Source organism: Anabaena sp. PCC 7108 (assembly GCF_000332135.1).
In the GTDB taxonomy this organism is placed as follows: Bacteria; Cyanobacteriota; Cyanobacteriia; order Cyanobacteriales; family Nostocaceae; genus Anabaena.
Genome location: NZ_KB235896.1, coordinates 2434893 through 2454688, shown reverse-complemented (window position 1 = coordinate 2454688; position 19796 = coordinate 2434893). Strand labels below are relative to the sequence as shown.

General features: G+C 41.3%; 15 protein-coding genes. 5 read left to right on the top strand and 10 right to left on the bottom strand.

The window, feature by feature from the left end:
• Positions 1 to 13 precede the first annotated feature (13 nt).
• The 4 genes from ANA7108_RS0111820 to ANA7108_RS0111805 form a co-directional block, all read right to left on the bottom strand.
• The gene (locus ANA7108_RS0111820) at positions 14 to 535 is read right to left on the bottom strand and encodes a tetratricopeptide repeat protein (protein WP_016951004.1); all 522 of its coding nucleotides are present in this window, start codon (positions 533 to 535) and stop codon (positions 14 to 16) included.
• Positions 536 to 643: 108 nt separating this feature from the next.
• Complete coding sequence (argB, locus tag ANA7108_RS0111815; RefSeq protein WP_192815410.1) at positions 644 to 1537, bottom strand: acetylglutamate kinase; 894 nt, start codon at positions 1535 to 1537, stop codon at positions 644 to 646.
• 80 nt (positions 1538 to 1617) lie between these two features.
• The gene (locus ANA7108_RS0111810; RefSeq protein WP_042491010.1) at positions 1618 to 2130 is read right to left on the bottom strand and encodes a shikimate kinase; all 513 of its coding nucleotides are present in this window, start codon (positions 2128 to 2130) and stop codon (positions 1618 to 1620) included.
• A 198-nt stretch (positions 2131 to 2328) separates the two neighbouring features.
• On the bottom strand, positions 2329 to 3978 hold the full coding sequence (locus tag ANA7108_RS0111805; protein ID WP_026104136.1) for an NB-ARC domain-containing protein: 1650 nt from the start codon (positions 3976 to 3978) through the stop codon (positions 2329 to 2331).
• Between the two features lie 413 nt (positions 3979 to 4391).
• Here ANA7108_RS0111805 and ANA7108_RS0111800 point away from each other — a divergent pair, with 413 nt between their 5' ends.
• On the top strand, positions 4392 to 4595 hold the full coding sequence (locus tag ANA7108_RS0111800; RefSeq protein ID WP_016951000.1) for a hypothetical protein: 204 nt from the start codon (positions 4392 to 4394) through the stop codon (positions 4593 to 4595).
• Between the two features lie 102 nt (positions 4596 to 4697).
• On the opposite strand, the gene ANA7108_RS0111795 is transcribed toward ANA7108_RS0111800, so the two are convergent.
• The 3 genes from ANA7108_RS0111795 to ANA7108_RS0111785 all read right to left on the bottom strand — a co-directional run bounded on the left by ANA7108_RS0111795 (position 4698) and on the right by ANA7108_RS0111785 (position 8523).
• Positions 4698 to 5339 (bottom strand): hypothetical protein, encoded by a 642-nt coding sequence (locus ANA7108_RS0111795; RefSeq protein ID WP_016950999.1) that lies wholly within the window; start codon positions 5337 to 5339, stop codon positions 4698 to 4700.
• 191 nt (positions 5340 to 5530) lie between these two features.
• Positions 5531 to 6151, bottom strand: coding sequence for a flavin prenyltransferase UbiX (locus tag ANA7108_RS0111790; protein ID WP_016950998.1), 621 nt, complete (start codon positions 6149 to 6151; stop codon positions 5531 to 5533).
• A 17-nt stretch (positions 6152 to 6168) separates the two neighbouring features.
• Complete coding sequence (locus tag ANA7108_RS0111785; RefSeq protein ID WP_016950997.1) at positions 6169 to 8523, bottom strand: ribonuclease R family protein; 2355 nt, start codon at positions 8521 to 8523, stop codon at positions 6169 to 6171.
• 963 nt (positions 8524 to 9486) lie between these two features.
• On the opposite strand from ANA7108_RS0111785, the gene ANA7108_RS0111780 reads away from it, so the two are divergent.
• Positions 9487 to 10272 carry a hypothetical protein gene (locus ANA7108_RS0111780; RefSeq protein WP_016950996.1) on the top strand — a complete coding sequence of 262 codons (786 nt, stop codon included), beginning with the start codon at positions 9487 to 9489 and terminating at the stop codon, positions 10270 to 10272.
• A 158-nt stretch (positions 10273 to 10430) separates the two neighbouring features.
• Here ANA7108_RS0111780 and clpP read toward each other — a convergent pair whose 3' ends face one another.
• Positions 10431 to 11036, bottom strand: a complete 606-nt coding sequence (clpP, locus tag ANA7108_RS0111775; protein ID WP_016950995.1) for an ATP-dependent Clp endopeptidase proteolytic subunit ClpP — start codon at positions 11034 to 11036, stop codon at positions 10431 to 10433.
• A gap of 499 nt (positions 11037 to 11535) precedes the next feature.
• Here clpP and ANA7108_RS30485 point away from each other — a divergent pair, with 499 nt between their 5' ends.
• On the top strand, positions 11536 to 11691 hold the full coding sequence (locus ANA7108_RS30485) for a hypothetical protein (protein WP_016950994.1): 156 nt from the start codon (positions 11536 to 11538) through the stop codon (positions 11689 to 11691).
• Positions 11692 to 12073: 382 nt separating this feature from the next.
• Here ANA7108_RS30485 and glgP read toward each other — a convergent pair whose 3' ends face one another.
• Positions 12074 to 14638 (bottom strand): alpha-glucan family phosphorylase, encoded by a 2565-nt coding sequence (glgP, locus tag ANA7108_RS0111765; protein WP_016950993.1) that lies wholly within the window; start codon positions 14636 to 14638, stop codon positions 12074 to 12076.
• A gap of 427 nt (positions 14639 to 15065) precedes the next feature.
• On the opposite strand from glgP, the gene ANA7108_RS0111760 reads away from it, so the two are divergent.
• Entirely contained in the window at positions 15066 to 15182 is a 117-nt protein-coding gene (locus tag ANA7108_RS0111760) for a photosystem II reaction center protein I (RefSeq protein WP_016950992.1), read from the top strand.
• Positions 15183 to 15386: 204 nt separating this feature from the next.
• Complete coding sequence (locus ANA7108_RS0111755) at positions 15387 to 17909, top strand: DUF3769 domain-containing protein (RefSeq protein ID WP_016950991.1); 2523 nt, start codon at positions 15387 to 15389, stop codon at positions 17907 to 17909.
• Between the two features lie 361 nt (positions 17910 to 18270).
• Here the strand turns inward: ANA7108_RS0111755 and ANA7108_RS0111745 are convergent, their stop codons facing one another.
• Entirely contained in the window at positions 18271 to 19779 is a 1509-nt protein-coding gene (locus ANA7108_RS0111745; protein WP_016950989.1) for a hybrid sensor histidine kinase/response regulator, read from the bottom strand.
• Positions 19780 to 19796 lie beyond the last annotated feature (17 nt).

Genomic DNA, 19796 nt, shown 5'->3' with positions numbered 1-19796 from the left:
ATTTGATCATCTCTCAAAAACTTAACCAAACTAGATAAGAAATAGTTAAACCAACTGCAATTAACGCTACCCAGATAAAACTATTATCTCTTGTATTGACTGTGCTGAGATCAACATATTCTGGTTCTGTGGACTTCTGTCTGGGGGTAGATTTTTTAGGTGTAGCGGTGACAAACCTTTTGGAGTCGTGATCAGAAATTGCGTCTAAATCGGGGATTTCTGTCATCCACTCCTTGGGTCTTTTTAGCTTAGGAGCTTGTAAGATGTAGATTAACTGCCGTGCTTGTTTCTTGGTTTCATAGTGGGGATGACGACGAAGTTGTTGACAAAGTGCGATCGCATCATCAGTCCTTCCCGCAGCTTCATAAGCAGTGACTAACCAAATATCTACTTCACCAGCAAAGCGTGTATTTCTTGCTAACAAGACGCTGGCTTTTTCCAGATTTTCTACAGCTTCCCGATATTGTCCATTTTCAAAAGCAAGTTTTCCAGTTTCGTAACGAGATTTGGCAATTTCTAAACTTTCTGTAGTCATTGTTCTTGGACATAGGACATTGGTGGTGATTTGTAATAGGCAATTAAGAAGAACAAACAGATTAGAGTCTTACCAATCACCAATTACCAATCACCAATGAGCAAATTTTTATTTAAACTGAGAACCCAGAATCATTGTTCCAATCCCCACATCTGTGAATATCTCCAACAGCAGGGCGTGAGGAATACGGCCATCAATGATGTGTGCGGCTTTAACTCCTTGGGCGAGCGATCGCACACAACAAGTTACTTTAGGAATCATACCCCCACTGACTGTACCATTGGCAATTAATTCACGAGCTTCAGGAATATCTACTTTGGCGACTAAGGTGGAAGGATCTTGATAATCTTTTAAAATCCCCCTCGTGTCGGTAAGCAAAATCAATTTTTCCGCACCTAGTGCAGCAGCGATTTCCCCTGCGACTGTATCAGCGTTAATATTATAAGCCTGTCCGCTATCATCAGCAGCCACGCTAGAAACCACAGGAATATAACCATTTTTAGACAAAGTATCTAAAATCTTGATATTCACATTGCTAACTTCCCCAACAAAGCCAATACCTTGATCACCTTGAGGACGAGCGGTGATTAAGTGTCCATCTTTACCGCACAGTCCCACAGCCATACCACCAGCTTGGTTAATCAAGGAGACAATTTCTTTATTGACTCGACCGACTAACACCATTTCTACCACATCCATTGTCGCGGCATCGGTGACGCGCAAACCGTTCTTAAACTGTGCCTCAATCCCCAGTTTACCTAACCAACTGTTAATTTCTGGTCCACCACCATGTACTAAAATTGGTCGTAATCCGACGCAGGACAAAAATACAATGTCGCGGATAACTTTATCTTTGAGGGTGTTATCTTTCATGGCTGCACCTCCGTATTTAACAACAACGGTGCGACCTGCAAATTTTTGAATGTAAGGTAGTGCTTCGCTGAGGATTTCAACGCGATTAGCTTCAGCTTGCCTGATATACTCGGTATCGTTGACCATCATAAGAATCTTCCAATTTTGGATGTCAGGTGATTACATGATCAAAAACTTTAGCAACTTTAAGATCACAAAATTTCCTCAGATCAATTTTGTTGCTGAGAATTTTCAGTTTTGATAATGCTCTTAATTGCTGTGAATATCCTTGTGGCGACTTGTTCTGGTGTTTCTGTCTCGGTGATGGTAATATGTAAGTCGGCTTGGGAATAAAGCGATTGGCGTTGTTCAAGGAGCAATAGCAATTTATCTTCAGGGTGAGAATCTTGTAAAAGAGGTCTTGTCTGATCTTCTCTTAACCGATTCATCAGTATTTCTACTGGTACATCCAGCCACACAATCAACCCATGATGCAAATAGCCCCAATTTTCTCGCTTGAGTACAATCCCCCCACCAGTGGCTATAATCAACTGAGTATAAGCACAAACTTGAGCGAGAATATCACTCTCCAACTGGCGAAATGCTGCTTCACCTTCATCAACAAATATCTCATTAATGGATTTTCCGACAGCTTTAATTATGACATCATCAGTATCCAAAAACCCATAACCAATTTGCTGTGCTAGTAAGCGTCCTACTGTGGTCTTACCTACACCCATCATCCCAATTAAATATAGGTTGACTCCTTTTAATAAGTTATTCGCCAAGTCTCTTTACTCCAGTTTTATTATTTATTCTATCAAGTTCCGTGGGTTTAAGTCCCCCAGTTCCATAACCGGTAAGTTTTGTGTTGGGGTTAAATCCCCATTACGAATTACGAATTACGAATTACGAATTACGAATTACGAATTACGAATTATTTAAACCTTGCTATTAACAATACTTTTTTTCATGTCAATTTTCAATTGTGCCGCCACAATGGGATTACGTAGCAATAAGTTACTTTCTGTGGCTAGATGAGATTTAAAATTTTCTACCATTAAGCGTTCGATTATATAGTCCCTTAAAACTATGCCAGGCGCTAAAGAAAATAGTTGGCTGTTGATGAGGGGAGGTGTAGGATAAGTATCTGTCAGCACTTTATTTTTCTCAATGAGCGATCGCCGCTGCAGTAATTCTATCGTTTCCAGAATTAATCTTTGTGCCAATCTTGGTGACAAACCAGGGATAATATTACTCGGCACATTATGTATAGAAGTGCAATCTGGATTGAGTGCCAGCCAATATATAATAGATATCTCTAACTCTGACAAATGATAGAACTGCTGGTCTAAAATCTGGCGAATATCACCAAATGCTAAAGTACCCTGTTCCAGAAACTCATAGATACTACCACCAAACAAATCTTGAATAGTAGTCGCAACCAACTTTAAAAATAATGGATTCCCCGCATAGTAGTCAATTAATACACTACATTCTGGATATTGAGACTCAGCGAATCCTTTAGCTTTAAGGATAACCAGGCTTTCTTTCTTGTTTAAACCAGTCAAGTTGAAAGAACGAACAGGTAATTTTTTTCCTTCAATCGCCGCAATTTCCGGCGGTTTTTCCCGGCTAGTTAATAATAAGCAACTTTGATGTTGGGAATCTCCCACCCTTCTAATCAATTCACCATAGCCTTCATAACCAGGATGATACCGAATCGGGGAAAGACCATCAAGTGTATTACCTATAGTAGAAGATGGTACGGAGGTTTCGTCTCCTACACTAGATAAAATTGAGTCAACATCATCTAAGACCAAAAGACAACGAACATTGCGTAAACTATTAATCAGTTGAGAAATCCGGCTGTTGAGAGTTGCTGTCTGATCTATTTCTAGGGTTGGCGACAATATCTGCATGATATTACTTAACATCTCATTTATTGATGGATATAGATGTAGCGATCGCCAGATTACATATTCAAACTGATCTTGAATCCCCTCTGCTAACTTGATGGAAAAAGCAGTTTTACCAATTCCACCCATCCCCAAAATTACAACTAACCGACAGTGCTGTTGTGAAATCCACTCAGAAACTGTGTCTAATTCTGTCTTCCTTCCACAAAAGCCGCTGACATCAACGGCTTCACCCCAATCTTGAATCTTTGGGGATGTAGCAGCAATTAAATCGGTTTCTTGCGTTTTAGTATCTTGAATCAAAGTGATGCTTGGGTTTAATTCCACCCAATTTTTTTTATACCCAGCTTTTTCTAATAAATGAGTTACATGACTCCAGTTTTTCACCTTGACTGAGTATCCGGCTTGAGTACTCAGCATATCCTCTATGTATTTATACAATCCATTCGACAAATAAACTCTGACTGTACTGCTACTGCGACTTTGATAAACTCTTTTTGCTATTTCCGCAGGACTACAACCACAAAGCAACCCTCTCAGGAATTTCTTTTCCACAGGTGTTAAGGCTTTTCTCTTTGCAGAACCTAAATCTAGGTATAATTTCTCTAAGTCCCAATTTTTCTGTGCTTCTATAAATTCTTCTTCCACCACTTGAGAACTCATTATCACCATCATTATTATTAGTATATTTACAGTTATATTAGCGATATACTAACGTTTGTTATGTAAAGTCAGAATAAACAAACGATAAATTTATAACGAAATTTATAACGATTGTTAGGTGCATTCTTATTTACTACTTAGGTATTCTTAGGCTTAACGTAAATTTCATATAACTTGTTTGAAACTTTAAGGAAATAAATTCTGTCAATATAAAAATCCAACTTCATCTAGTGAGTGAATCGAGTTTTTCTCTCAGGCGGTTTTTTCGTCTCAACTGGATTAATACCCAGCCTTAATTACTTGAATATCGCGAGCAAGGTGTAAAAAATAACTCAAATTTCCATTTTCGACAAACAAGCCTTTCTCATTAGACTAAACTCCCATCAATTGACTTGGTATGAATTATGAATGAGGTTTCAGCTATGACTCGAATTCTAGACGTTGTGCAAACAGCTTTGACAACTGGTTATTTAACTGTAGAAGCGGAAAACCAACTGAGACAACTTTTAACTACCCAGTACAACTTGGAAGACTTTAATGCCTTCATGACTTTGCAGGAAGCTGCTATGACCGGGAAAATCAAGCAGGAATCACGGGAGAAGTGTGGTATGGCAGGTGACAGGTGACAGTCTGAAGAGTCTTTTGATGTCTAGGTTTGATCAGCAGTTGGTGTCCTAACCGCCCTGTCTGTTGCTATATCAAGTAGGATGAATTATTAATTGTTCAGCTTATCGGCGAGAGCCTTCATCTTCATCCTCAAAGTCGTCGTCTTTAAAAAAATCCCAATCATCATCATCTGCTTGGTGAGTAGTTGACGGTTGATAAGGAGGAATAATTACTCGGTAATCAGCATCATAAATAGATTCAGTTTTTCCCACACCAGTATTTTTAGGTTCTTGAGCATTGTAAGAGTAAACAGATCCAGGTTGAGATTCAGAAGCTTTGGTGCTGGCTGTCTGTGGTTGTTCTTCAAAATTCCAATCATTATTAGTGGAGTTTGTTTCCCAATCATCAAATTCCTCCCTAGTGGTGTAATCGGGTTTACTAGTCGCGGGTGGTGGACTGCTAGGAGAAGGTGTAGATTCTTTTCTGGGAGTTGTTCTCACACGCCTTGAATTTACAGGTGATTGGGGAGAAGTGGTTTGCACCTGTTGAGCCGATACATAATTAGTGAATTTTAATAAAGTGTTAATTAATATAGATGTGAAAGCACCAGTGGCAATACTCAGGAAAATCCACAAAGCTAATGGTAATGCTTGAGTCCGCATCCCCAAAAATACCAATGGGAGGGCTGGCGATAAATTTTGAACTAACAACAGTGTTAATCCTCCCAGCACGGCTACCAACAGAATTAAGCGAATTACAGCCATAAGAAAATGCAAAACGAACCGCGAAGACGCGAAGGACACGAAGAAAGAGAGAAAGAAGAGATTAAAAGATTTGCCGCAGTGTCTCGTAGAGACGTGAAGTTCAAGTTTTGATGATTAGGAGATAGTCCTGAAACCTTTGTAACAGTTATCAGTAAACAGTGATAGCTGATAACTGATAACTGTTTACTGTTTTAACGATGACCTTGCCAGCGCTGGATGGGAACACAGTCGATGTCCAGTTGATCTAAGGAACGGGCTACTACAAAATCAACTAAATCTTCAATGGTTTGGGGATGATGATACCAAGCCGGAATGGCGGGGACGACTCTCACTCCTGTTTCTGCTAAGGTTGTTAAGTTACGCAGGTGAATCAAGCTAAAAGGAGTTTCTCTAGGAACAATGACCAGTTTGCGTCCCTCTTTAATCTGGACATCGGCAGCTCGTTCTAGTAAATCGGAACTCAAGCCAACTGCCAGTTTTGCTACTGTACTCATACTACATGGTATGATAATCATCCCTAAAGCCCGAAAGGAACCACTGGCGATACCAGCCCCAACATCACTCCAAGGATGACAGCGCAGTTTACCGGCAAGTGCCACTCCAGCTTGTTCTCGCCAAAATTGCTCTTGCCCTTCTGGGTCTGCTGGCATTCGAGTTTCTTGTTCTGCTTGCCAAACTATGTAAGTTGATTTAGAGGCAACTAGTTCAATCGTATACTCTGCTTCAAGAAGAAATTTAAGAGCGCGGATGGCGTAAATCAAACCTGATGCACCGGATACGCCCAAAATTAAAGGTTTTGTGTCATTAAGCACGCTAGTTCACAAAAAAATTACTCGTCATCAGCATAGGGATCTAAGTCAAGAGATTCAAGGTCATTGTGTAAGTAAATGTCTGACATATCTTGATTTTCTGCACCAATTCCCAAATTTTTGGCGACACCATCCACACCAACAGTGACTAAATCAATTTGCTGGCGGTAGTAATCAACACTCTTGACTTGTACAGAAACGCGATCGCCTAGTCGATAGGAAGCGCGATTTTTGCGTCCAAATAGAGCCTGCTGTCTAGCACGATATTCATACCAATCATCTTTGAGAGAACTAACGTGTACTAGTCCTTCTACTCGCAATGGTGTACCCAGCTGGGAAGCAATTTCTAATTCTGGGGCTGGGACTTCAATTTCTACAAAGAACCCGTAAGATTGAACACCAGTGATCACCCCTGGAAAGACTTGACCAATGCGCTGCTTCATCAGTTGAGCTTTTTGTAGTCCAGCTAAATCAGCTTCGGCTTCTTGGACTTCTTTTTCTCTGTCATTAATCTGGACGAGTACTCTAGTTAAATCACTTTGGAGTTCTTGTTGTAGTTCTGGGGGGAGAACGTTCCAGTTAATTTCTGTATGACTGGAGGAGTGACGCAGGTTAACACGCTCTTTCACACGGGTGTTGCGGCGATCGCGTCCGTATTCTAATAGTGCATGGTATACCCTTTGCATGAGTAAATCAGGGTAGCGCCGCAGGGGAGAGCTAAAGTGGAGATACTGTGTTAGCGCCAAACCAAAGTGAGAACCTTTTGTTGTGGTGTATACAGATGGCTTGAGGGTATCTTGCAATAAATAGGTGAGAACCTGCTCAGATGGTGATTCAGCAAAAGCTCCAGTTAGGTGTTGATAATCTAAGGGTTGGATCTCCACATCCGCTTCTAATGTCAATTCCACACCTAAATTCATCGCCAGTTTCAGCATTTCCTGAACATCTTCAGTATCAGGTGTACCTTGGACTCGCCAAATAGCCGGAACTCCCAAAGCGCTGAGGTGATCTGCAATTAGTTGATTTACTAATAGCACTAACTCGGTTAACAGCGATCGCACAGGTAAATCATTGACTACCACAGATCCCATCACTCCCTCATCATAGTAGGGATTTTGACTAGGTGGTAGATTCAATTGTAAGCTACCGCGAGCTAATCGACCTTGTTTGGCCGCTTGTGCTAAACTTTCCAAGTCCTGTAATATCTCGATACTTTCAGCAGTTACTTTTGTCGATTTACCTGTAAGAATTGCTTCGGCTTGCTGTTTACTTACCGCCGTGTCTACATTGATCACACTAGGTTGAATTTCCCAGTCCAACACTTCTCCCGATTGGGGATCAATTGTGATCACAAAGGATAGAGCTAAATGATCGCTACCAGGTGATAAAGAACAGCGTTCTGTGACAGCATCTGGTAACATCGGTAGAATTAATTCTCCCAGATAGACTGACCTTCCCCGCTTAAGTGCTTCCCTATCTAAGGATTCATCTGGTTGGATATAGTGGGAAAGATCCGTAATATGCACAATTAATCGCCAAGGTTTGTTGGGGATTTTTTCCAAACTAAAGGCATTTTCAACTACACGGTCGTCACCATTGACACCTTCAATTGTCAGAGTAAACCAATTGCGTAAATCTACCCGATTTTTTAAATCTGCTTTCAGCAGCTTTTTGGGTAACTTAGCGGCGACATCGAGGACAGTATCAGGAAAATTACGTGACAGATCATGTTTACAAGTTACTAAATCTATATCAGCCGCCGCTTCAGCATCACTACCAAGAATTTGTACCACGCGACCCAAGGGAGGATACTGAGCTAGAGGGTAACGCAGGACTTCTACATGGGCTAAGTGATCGATTGCTTGATCTAACTTCATGCCGTTTGTGAGTAGTTTCAATTCAAACAGCAGACGATCATCTAAGGGGACAGCCCGAAAACCACCTTCTACTTGTTTAATTCGTGCTAGCAAGGTGTGATTTGAACGCTCCAAAATCAGCTTAACTTCGCCTTCTGGTGAACGACGGCGACTACCTTCTTTGAGAACTCTGACCAAAACGCGATCGCCATTCCAGGCATTACTCAAATGGCTTTCCCGGATGTAAATATCCTCAGATCCTTCCACATCTTGAATCGCAAAGCAAAACCCCTTACTAGAGCAACGAAGTTTTGCTTCAATTAACCCCTCTTCTGTCACCCGACGGTATTTACCCCGTTCTTTCACCAACAGCCCTACTTTTTCCAGCACCTCCAAAGCAATGTGAAGTTTTTCTAGACTTTCTTCATCCTCGCAACCTAGTTTCTTTTCCAAGACTTTACGAGCTACCAATTTATCATCGGTAAAATTGGCAAGGAGTGTAGCGATTGAAAATTCCATGCAGTGAACCGACCTTTGGTCAAAACATCATTTTTTGAGGACACTTACGTGCGGAGGTCCCCCTCCGTTAATGAGCTACTGCGTTACTCTAGTCTAGAGAGTTGTAGCAAGTGGCTTGTCACTGGCGTTAAAGTGTCTGTTGTTTAATCTGGTTCTTCCCTGTATGCCCTCACAGATGACAGAAGACATTTGCTACAAACGAATTATCTGTACTCCTGTGAAGAAGCAAGCTATGCGTAGCGTCTTGTAGAGAAGGCAAGGCTACTGAAGATCATGTCAGAGACAGCCTCTGCTCGAACTTCTCACTGCACGACCCCCTCAGAATCTGTCTGGGTGAAACTTTCTTTATCTAAACAATCTTACCAAGCACTCCTGATACTCAATTTTGCTTCACCAGGTAATTACCCTATGGGTTTTTGAGAGGTTTGGTTTAGAGAACTCTCCATACTACCCAAAAATCTCATACCTACGAGAAGCACAAGTGTCTGATTGTCTAGACTAAAGGTGATTTTTCGCCATAAGAATCTGAATTTTAACTAGGAGAAACTGCCGATAAACCTAATTTTCCCATCTGTAGAATCGGTAACAATTAGGTAAGCAGCTTAACAAGCCGTGAGGGCGAACCTTATCCTTATCATTGTAGATTTAGAGCGTACTTCCAGAAAATACTTTTAGATATCGAATTGGGTAATTAGTATAGCATTGAAAGGAAGAACACCCTAAGTTACTCAACAGTAGCCAAAAATTTGCTCAAAAAACAGCTGGTGCTACAATCGTGACACACGATCATACCGCGAAAAGTACCCTGAAGTCCTATGAGGAGAACTAAAATTAAAGTGACTTCCGACTTTAGCAAAACTGGTGATCTTCTACCAGGATTTTCAACTCCATGAAAGGATGTTACCTCTGTACACAGAAAACATCAACCCAGTAATTAAACAGATTTAGATTGGTGGCACTATTATGTTGGCTCAATTTCAGAGCTTGTATCCCAACGGCAGTATTATCTCGGAATTAGTACAAATTTTTCAAGGAAAATACCTCGTCCGAGTCACTGTACAAGTTGAAGGCATTACCCGCTCCACTGGTATGGCAGGAGCAGAAACCATAGAAGTGGCTGAAGACCAAGCCAGAAGCAGGGCATTAATGGTTTTAGGAATCACTAACACTAGGGAAACAGGTACATTCACCCCAAAACCAATTTCCTCAGTTCCGCTAAATCCCTCTTTAAATTCCACAGATGTCTCACATGAGTCCGGCCAAGTCCCTAAGAATATTGTCAGTAATCATTGGTCAACAGCCAGCAATACACTAATACCTAACCCTGAAACTCACAACCAAGGGTTGAGCCAACGTTTTCCAGAACAAACTTCTAGAGAACAACAACTTGATATTGCTGAAGAAAGCTTAAAGATATCATCAGTCCAAGAATCCAAGCATTCTTCTTTACCAGAAATTACTCCCAGTAATGTTACACCCTTCACCCCACGCAGTTATTCTCCGCCTGAAGATGTTGGTGTACAGTTGGCTGTGGGAACAAGAAAGAGAAAAAATGAACCTGTTAATTTATCTGATGTCATTGCCGAAACAGATGTGCAAATAGAGCGTTTAGGCTGGACTAAAGAAGACGGAAGGGAATTTCTCAAAAAAACCTACGGGAAGCTAGGGCGCTCTCTACTCAGTGAAGAAGAGTTACTAAATTTTCTTAACTATCTTAAATCGCAACCAGACCCTATTGCTGGGTTTTAGAGAGTACTGAGTACTGAGTCATGAGTACTGAGTACCGAGTACCGAGTACTGAGTACTGAGTACTGAGTACTGAGTACCGAGTCATGAGTACTGAGTCATGAGTTGTGAGTTGTGAGGAAAATTTACCCAGAACTCAGCACTCAGCACTCAGCAATCTCTTACACCACAACCATGGGACGACTACCCGCAGCGTGACGGTCAATCACTTGATCAATTAAGCCATATTCCTTGGCTTCTTCAGGAGACATAAAAAAGTCACGTTCTGTATCTTCAGCAATACGCTCAATTGGCTGACCTGTGTGTTCAGCTAAAAAATCATTTAGCCGTTTCTTGTGGTATAAAATTTCCCGCGCCTGAATTTCAATATCAGTCGCTTGTCCTTGAGCGCCACCTAGAGGTTGATGAATCATAATCCGTGAATGGGGTAGACTCATTCGCTTACCTTTAGCACCAGCACTGAGGAGAAAAGCACCCATACTGGCTGCTAGTCCAGTACAAATAGTACAGACATCGGGACGAATATGCTTCATGGTGTCGAAAATCCCCATCCCCGCCGTAACCGAACCACCGGGAGAATTGATGTACATATAAATGTCTTTCTCCGAGTCCTCAGCATCTAAAAACAGTAATTGGGCAACAATCAAGTTAGCAAGACTGCTATCAACCTGTTGTCCCAAAAAGATGATGCGCTCACGTAACAGCCGTGAGTAGATATCAAAGGCGCGTTCGCCTCGACCCGATTGTTCAATAACGATAGGAATCATGGAGAGGTGTTTGTAGCTATTTTCCATTTATTCTATCGATGTCAATGGCTGATTGTGTTTAGATAGGCCAATGAATATTGGGAAAACACCCTAAGAATTAGAAAATATCAGAGTTTATTTGCCCATAATCAGTTCTGAGCCAGCAGATTCATCGCACCAAACTATCTAAAATCTAAAATTCTTGACCGGACACTTTTTCAGTCCCAGAAGCGTCTATGTAGTTATGGTTGTCTGAAAAGAGGGCTAAATAAAGGGGATATTGCCTTTTATACTTTGAGCTACTCTTACCTTACACCTCTGTCTTGCCTTGATTGGAAAAATGTAGATTTAGATAGAAAGAAATTATTTTTCAAGTAGTAGTAACTTTTTTCACATTTTTTAGACTTGTTCTGGTTAATTATCCGGACATATTCGGCAAATCTGGTAAATCGAAAATATGAGGTGTATTTAGAATAACTAGTCTTACTTGAAATGCTATCAATTAAGAGAGAGAAGTAATATGCTGGAAAGACTTATACAAGCTGCTTTGATTACCTTTTTACTGCACCTGACTGCTGGACTAAATACTAGTACTCGAATTCCTGCTAAGGGTGTATCATCTATGTCTGAACTACCAGCCTCAGTCATCGGTTCCACGATTCACTTTTTAAAATAAAAAAACTGCATCAATTACTTAAAGATTGGCAAAATTCTTCTCCGTTACCAAAACAGTTCTGAACTCAGGACTGTTTTTTAGCTAAAACCGACAGTAGCCCCAGGACTCATATCATGTCCAGTTGTTCGCGTAGCGTCTCGTCAGAGATATACTTATCATTTAGACTGACGCTCAAGACACGGAGACGCTCTTACGCGGAGAATTTTTTTTGATCAGTGATTAGGCTGACATGATATCACCCGTTCGCGTAGCGTCTCGCAGAGAAGGGGAGCGTGGGATGAATGGTGGATAAAATCAAAGGCGGGATTTACCCGCCTTCACTGACTTAAAGATTTAAAACTGGATCTTGATCAAAAGTCTTTAACACCGTACAGGATATAACTTACTCAGCCCAAGCGATTAACCTGGGTTCATAAGGAGTAGCGAGGTATTGATTTTTTGGTAACACACGCAAAGACAAGCCTTGTAACCCAGAGGTGGTATAAGTAATGCTTACAGTGTAAATACTGAATCCTTCGGTATCCTGTCCTTGGTAATCCATTACCACAGGTACAGCATTGACAATATCGCCATTAGCATCAATGGAACCTTGATATAGTTCTACCTGCACATCATCATTGTTCAAAGTTGCTAAATCAACCTTAGCTTTTACTGCCACAGTTTGATTAACTTGCAGTTCTGAGACTGCGGAGACATCAACATCTTTGATTCTGATGTTAAACCAGTGTTCACCTAGTTTTGCTTTCCAATCTGCTAATTCTTTAGCGGGGGCGTAATTATCAACAGTTAAGGTATGATAGCGATCGCTCGCGGGGAAATAAGCCCGTTGTGCATATTCCCGCACCATCCGCGCTGTATTAAAAAACGGACAATTTAAACGGATAGCATCCTTCATTTTTGCCACCCAGGGACGAGGTAAACCATCACTGTCCCGATGCTCATAAAATAAAGGTACAACTTCTTTCTCTAGCAATTCATAGAGAGCGTTAGCTTCTACCTCATCTTGGTAATTGGGATCTTCGTAATTTTCACCATGTCCAATCGCCCAACCAGTGCGGACATAATCAGCCTCATCCCACCAACCATCTAGTACACTTAAATTTGGCAATCCATTCATTGCCGCTTTCATGCCGCTAGTACCAGAAGCTTCACGGGGACGACGGGGCGTATTTAACCAGATATCACAACCTGCCACCATTAACCGGGCAATGTGAATATCATAATTGGGAACAAACACAACGTGTTTTTCTAAATGTTGTTCACGGATAAAGTGATTGATATCGCGGATCAATTCTTTACCAGGGATATCTTTAGGGTGAGCTTTCCCCGCAATTACAAATTGGACTTTGCGATGTTTGTTACTTAGTAGAATTTGCTTAATCCGTTCTAAATCGCGCATCCACAGAGTAGCGCGTTTGTAGGTAGCAAAACGACGAGCAAAGCCAATGGTTAAAACTTTGGGGTCAAGCACTTCTTGGGATAGAGCAATTTCGGAAGCAGAAGCACCGCGATCGCGCAAATGCTTGACCAAATGCTCCCGGACATACAAAATCATGTCTAAACGGCAACGTTCGTGATTGCGCCATAATTCCTCATCAGGAATGGCCTCCATTCGTTCCCACAACTGACTATCTGGTGGTGCTGATGACCAGTTAGGACCTAGATACCGATCATACAACTCCTGAGTTGACTTAGCAACGCAACTCCGAGCATGAACACCGTTAGTAATAGCGGCAATCGGCACTTCTTCGACTGGGACTTTCTGCCACAGACCTTGAAACATTTGCCGTGAAACTACACCATGTAGTTGTGCCACACCATTAGAAAATGTTGCCATCTTCAGCGCCAGCACCGCCATGCTAAAAGGCGCAGATAAATCCCCAGTATTTTCTCGCCCCAGTCCTAAAAATTGTTCTTTAGGTAAGCCAAAAATATCTGCGTAATAGCCCAGGTAGTACAAAATTTTGTCGGGAGAAAACAAGTCAATTCCCGCTGGAACTGGTGTGTGGGTAGTAAAAATATTACTGGAAGCGACTACCTGTCTCGCTTGAGCATAATTGAGTCCCTCTTCCTGAATCAAAAGGCGGATACGCTCTAGGGCAGAGAACCCCGCGTGGCCTTCATTCATGTGGTAAGCTGTTACCTTATAGCCCAAGGCTTTGAGCATTTGCACACCACCAATACCCAGCATAATTTCTTGGTGGATACGCATATCGATGTCACCACCATACAGTTGGTCAGTGATATCGTGGTCGTAAGGGTTGTTAGGTTCAATGTTGGTATCCAACATATACAACGGTACAGTTCCCACCTGCACACGCCAGACTCTGGCATACACCTTACGTCCTGGATAATCTACAGCAATTATTAGCTCAGAGCCATCAGGATTCCGCTCCAAGTGCAAGGGCATATTATAAAAATCATTGATGAGGTAGCGTTCTTGCTGCCAACCATCAGCATTGAGATACTGAGCAAAGTAACCTTGTTGGTAAAGTAAGCCCACACCCACCAAAGGTAATCCCAAATCACTAGCAGACTTGAGATGATCCCCTGCTAATACACCTAAACCACCAGAATAGACAGGTAAACAGTCTACTAATCCAAACTCCGCAGAGAAATAAGCATAGCATTCCTGGGGATGCTGAGAGCGTTGTTTTTGATACCAAGTATGCTCTTGTAAATAATCTTCTAGCTGACGAGCGGCTCTATCCATTTGTGCTAGGAAGCCTTCATCTTCGACAACTTCCAATAGCCGCCCTTGGCTGATAGTCCCCAGCATCAAAACTGGATTATGATGGCTCGATTCCCATAAATCTGGGTCTAAACGGCGAAATAGGTCTTTGCTCTCAACATTCCAATCAAAGTGCAGATTGTATGCTAGTTTACGCAGCGGTTCTAGGCGCTGCGGCAGTGAAGGAGATACGTTGAATGTGCGAATTGGCTGCATAGTGTGACAAGGTCTTAGATAGAGCTATGGTTATTTTTTACTGTCTTTTCCCAATGTTGCCAATTCTTTATACTTTGTTACGCATTGAGAGTAATTCATCCAGCTGTTGCTAAACTTTACACTAAAGTCAGTAAGCGTGAATATTTATCGTTAGGTTAAGGCAGGAAGGAAAAAGGTTTGAGCAACGTTAATTTTTCTTTACATGGTTATATTTATATTGTGCATACCTACTTAAAACAAGTTATTGAATGGAAAACCTAAAAATTAGCCTGGTCAGACATAAAACCACCTGAACTCAAGAGTAAGGTACTACTCTCTGACTATAATTCTCGAAAAAATGCCGAGATATGGGTAAGATAAAGGAGCTATCTTTTCTGGATAGCAGATTTTTGAGACCTTTTTTGTCATACCCCTGGGAGATATTTCTATGGTGACTTTAAAAATCGCTGTTTATATTGTTGTTGCCTTTTTTGTAGGAATTTTTGTGTTTGGGTTTTTATCAAACGACCCTGCTCGTAACCCTGGACAGCGGGATTCAGAATAGAAACACCACAAATCATCTACAACCGCTGGAAGGTGGAAGACACTAAACGCCCAAACTCTGGCGACCAATCTGGAAAAATGATACAGTGTCATCCTCTTGGCGGCTTACTGCAAGTCAGCAGAAGGCGAAAGTCGGAAGGCAAATGTGTAATTAATCCTTCCGGCTTAATACCTGCCTTGTTTGTTAGCTTGATTGTCCTGAGATATGCTGCATCCAGTTTTGCCACCTGACTCACCTCCCATTGTCGAATATTTAAGACCTGCCAATTCTCCTGCTTCTGCCTCTGTGGTAGAGACTGAGAGCGATATGCAGCAACTAGCAACTCCAGGAACCTTAATTGAGGCTGATAATGGGCTGCCCAATTCCACTTCTGCTCATCAAGATAATTTAGTAGCGACCAAGTCTTTATTTTCATCTCCTCAACCAGAGCAATTGCCACCGGAATTTTCCCCTGTCAAGACTTCGGGAAGTGCGGTGATGTTCAGAAAATCCTTGGTAGTCTCTCCTAATCAAATGGAAACTGCTGCTGATCACAATAAACCATCTGTCATACTGCCGACAGTTTCTGGTGAGGTTCTCCATAAAAAAAGTGTATTTTTATCTCAATCATCAGTTGTTCTCACAAGACAAGTCCCACCAAAACAGCAAGATTCTGTGACTTTACAGGCATCTGAGGGCAAAATTAATCTGGCAGGATCTACTGGGGAAACAATACCGATTTCTGTTCCAGTACAAAATATTATTGAATTTAAGCCTCGTAATCCCAACAATCAACCTTCAACTTCTACTACTGTAGAATTTCCTCCACCTCCAGCAACGGTTCCACCAGCAGATCAACCATCTGGTAATACTCCACAAGTAAGACAACGAGTTGTAGAAGTAATTGCTGACCGTCAAGAATATGATGAGCAAAGGCGGATTGTTACAGCAGAAGGTAATGTGGTAGTGCGATTTGATGGGGCGGTGGTAGATGCGGATCGCTTACAAGTAAATTTGGATAATTTAATTGCTGTGGGTGAAGGCAATGTTGCCTTGACTAGAGGCAATCAGGTATTGAGAGGACAACGTTTTACCTATAATTTTGTTCAAGACAATGGGGATTTGGAAAATGGCAGCGGAGAAATTTACGTCCCCACAACTCAAACAGATTTTGCTTTCCAACCGACTTCTCCCTCTCTACCTACAGATATAACATCTGGGGGTGTACCCAGTCGTCCTCCTAGCGATCGCATTCGTGCTAATCAGCCTGTGACTGGTATCAGTAGTCCAGGCGGGATTGATGTTACTATTGGTGGTCAAGCCGATGCCAGAAACATTGCTTCACCAAAAACAGGTGGTGTTGTTAAGCGGTTACGATTTGAAGCCCAACGGATTGACTTCTATCCACAAGGTTGGCAAGCTGAGAATGTGCGGATTACTAATGATCCGTTTTCACCACCAGAATTAGAATTACGGGCAGATAAAGTGACTCTGACGCGAGAAGCACCTTTGGTGGATCGCATTACTACCCAACGTCAGCGGTTAGTATTTGACCAAAATTTTACATTACCTATTCCTATAAATAGCCAAAAAATTGACCGCCGGGAACGCGAAGTTAATCCATTTATCGTCTCTCCAGGGTTTGATGGTAGCAAACGAGGTGGTCTTTTTGTCGAGCGTAATTTTCCGGTCATAACTACAGATCAGACAAATCTGAGCTTTACACCCCAGTTTTTTGTACAGAAAGCTTTTACTGACAATAGTAATGTTGCGGATTTGTTTGGTGTGAAGGCAAAACTGAATGCTGTTTTGAGTGCTAAAACTACAGTTGAAGGTAAGGGAGAATTAACCAGTTTTGATTTCAACAAAGTAGAAGATAATTTACGGGGGAGTTTGCGGTTGCGGCAGGCATTAGGTGAGGTGAATCCACATATATTAAGTTTGGAAGCCAGCTACCGCGATCGCCTTTACAATGGTACTCTCGGCTTTCAAACTGTGCAGAGTAGTTTAGGTGGGGTGATTACTTCCCCAATTATTCCTTTGGGGAAAAGTGGAATTAATCTCAGCTATCAAGGCGGCGCTCAGTATATTGATGCTAACACTGACCGCCAGGATTTACTCCAGCCACAACGGAAGAATGATCGCATCTCTCTTGGTCGCTTACAAGGTAGCGTTGCTCTCAGTACTGGCTTCTTACTCTGGCAAGGAAAACCATTACCAGCCACTCCCGCTGAGGGATTAAAATATACGCCCAATCCTTTAGTACCTTATTTGCAAGCGATCGCAGGTGTTACTGGTACTACAAGCTATTACACAAGTGGCGATAATCAAAATACTTTGATTGGTACAATTGGCTTAGTTGGACAAATTGGTAATTTTTCTCAACCTTTTTTGGACTACACAGCCTTTAATGTCAGTTACTCCCAAGGTGTCAACAGTGGATTATCACCCTTCTTGTTTGACCGCTCAGTTGACAACAAAGTTCTCAGTGCTGGTATTTCACAGCAGCTATACGGACCATTACGCTTAGGTTTTCAAACCTCTGTTAACCTGGATACAGGTAAAGAAAGCAGTACGGATTACATTTTAGAATATAGTCGTCGCTCCTATGGTATTGTCTTACGCTACAATCCGGTGCTGGAATTAGGTGGCTTTAGCATTCGCATTAGTGACTTTAACTGGAGTGGTGGTACTGATCCTTTTTCTGATGTTAAGCCAGTTGTGGGTGGAGTCAGTCAGGATCGGTAATTGATAACTGTTATACCAGATTGATATGAAGCTGCATAGAATAATTTAACGCGGATGCACGCAGATAAACGCGGATAAAGACAGATAAAGACCGATAAATCAATGGATTTCAGAAATATGTGCAACCTCACATAAAATTGGTATTAACTAGGGCTTGCTGAAAAAGTTGTCTGTGAGGGCAGGGAACAGGGAACAGGGAACAGGGAACAGTTTCAGCCATCTGGATATCCTCAATTTCCCAAATCCGACCGAGGAAAATGCACCAATTTTAAGACACCATAAGCCAAAATCTTGCACTTTCTTGTTTCTTAAATCCGCGAAACCCTTATTCATAAAAGGTTTCATCTTTATTCAGCAAGCCCTAACTATTCACTGATAACTGATTTAACGGTAAGGTGACAGTAAATATAGTCCCAACACCAACTTGACTGCTCATCTCAATTTTTCCCTTGTGAGCATCAACACACCTTTTAACAATTACTAATCCTAGTCCATTGCCTTGAATTAATTGGACATTTGAAGCTCGATAAAAAGAATCAAAAATTTGCTCTTGGTCAGTTTCAGGAATGCCAATTCCTTGATCTTGTATTTGAAAAACTGCTGTGTCTGTCAGCAAATTACAAGTCAAATTAAACTGAATCTTAGCATTTGGGGGAGAATATTTAGCCGCATTAGAAAGTAAATTAATAAATAGGAAATGTAAAAGTTGTTCATCCATAAAAGCATTTGTATGCTCTCCATGACAGGTAAAAATCACATCAGAACATCTAGATTCAAGAGTAGAAAATTCTTCTATTAAGTCTTGACAAAATTTCTCTAAATTAATTGCAACCGGATTATACGTCAGTTTTTCCGCCTCAGCTTTACCCATAAAAAGTACATCTTTCATCAATTTTTCCATGCTTTGTACAGCACGATAAATTCTAGTTAAATAAGTATTTCTTTTAGTTTCTGTTAAATTATCTCCCTGCATTTCTATAAGTTCTACTGCCGTTTGAATTACAGTCAAAGGATTACGAAACTCATGGGAGACAGTTGATATAAACAAAGACTTGAGGCGGTTCAGTTCTTGCTCTTTTTTCAAAGCTTGTTCTAAGTATTCTTTTTGACGACGTTCACTGAGATCCCAGAAGACGACCACTGCACCAGTAATCTCATTAGGTCCCCGTCTCAGTGGTGAAGCACTATCACCAATAGGTACTTTTTTGCCATATTTGGTAATTAAAGAGGTAAATTCAGCCAAATAAACCACTTTTTGTTCCCTGAGTACAGTGAATACAGGATTTTCTATTATTTCCTCTGTAAAGTCATCAATTAGATTTAATATCTCTGATACATTGGTTCCCAGAGCCTCTTCCTGCTGCCAGCACGTCAACTTCTGGGCAGCGGGATTCATAAATGTGACAAGACCCTGCTCGTTAGTAGCAATTACTGCATCACTCATGGAGTCTAACAGGGTTGCTAACTGATCTCGATTTTCTCGTAGTTCACGTTCTAATTTATGTTGTGACAACCCTATCTCAATCGCTATACGTAAATCTTGGATAGTAAATGGTTTGACAACATAACCGAAAGGTTGAGTAATTTTGGCGCGTTCTAACGTATGGTCATCACCATAGGCAGTCAGAAAAATTATAGGTATATCGAACTGCTCACGAATATCACCAGCAGCAGTAATCCCATCTATTTCACCTTTAAGAATAATATCCATTAAAACTAATTCTGGTTGAGTTTCTAATGCCTTAGCAAGAGCAGCTTTTCCAGAAGAAGCCGTACCAGTAACAATGTACCCCAATTGATTTAATTGACTAGCAATGGTTCTAGCCAAAATCACTTCATCTTCAACCACTAAAATTTTAGCTTGCCTCATTTACTATTAAATTTTGC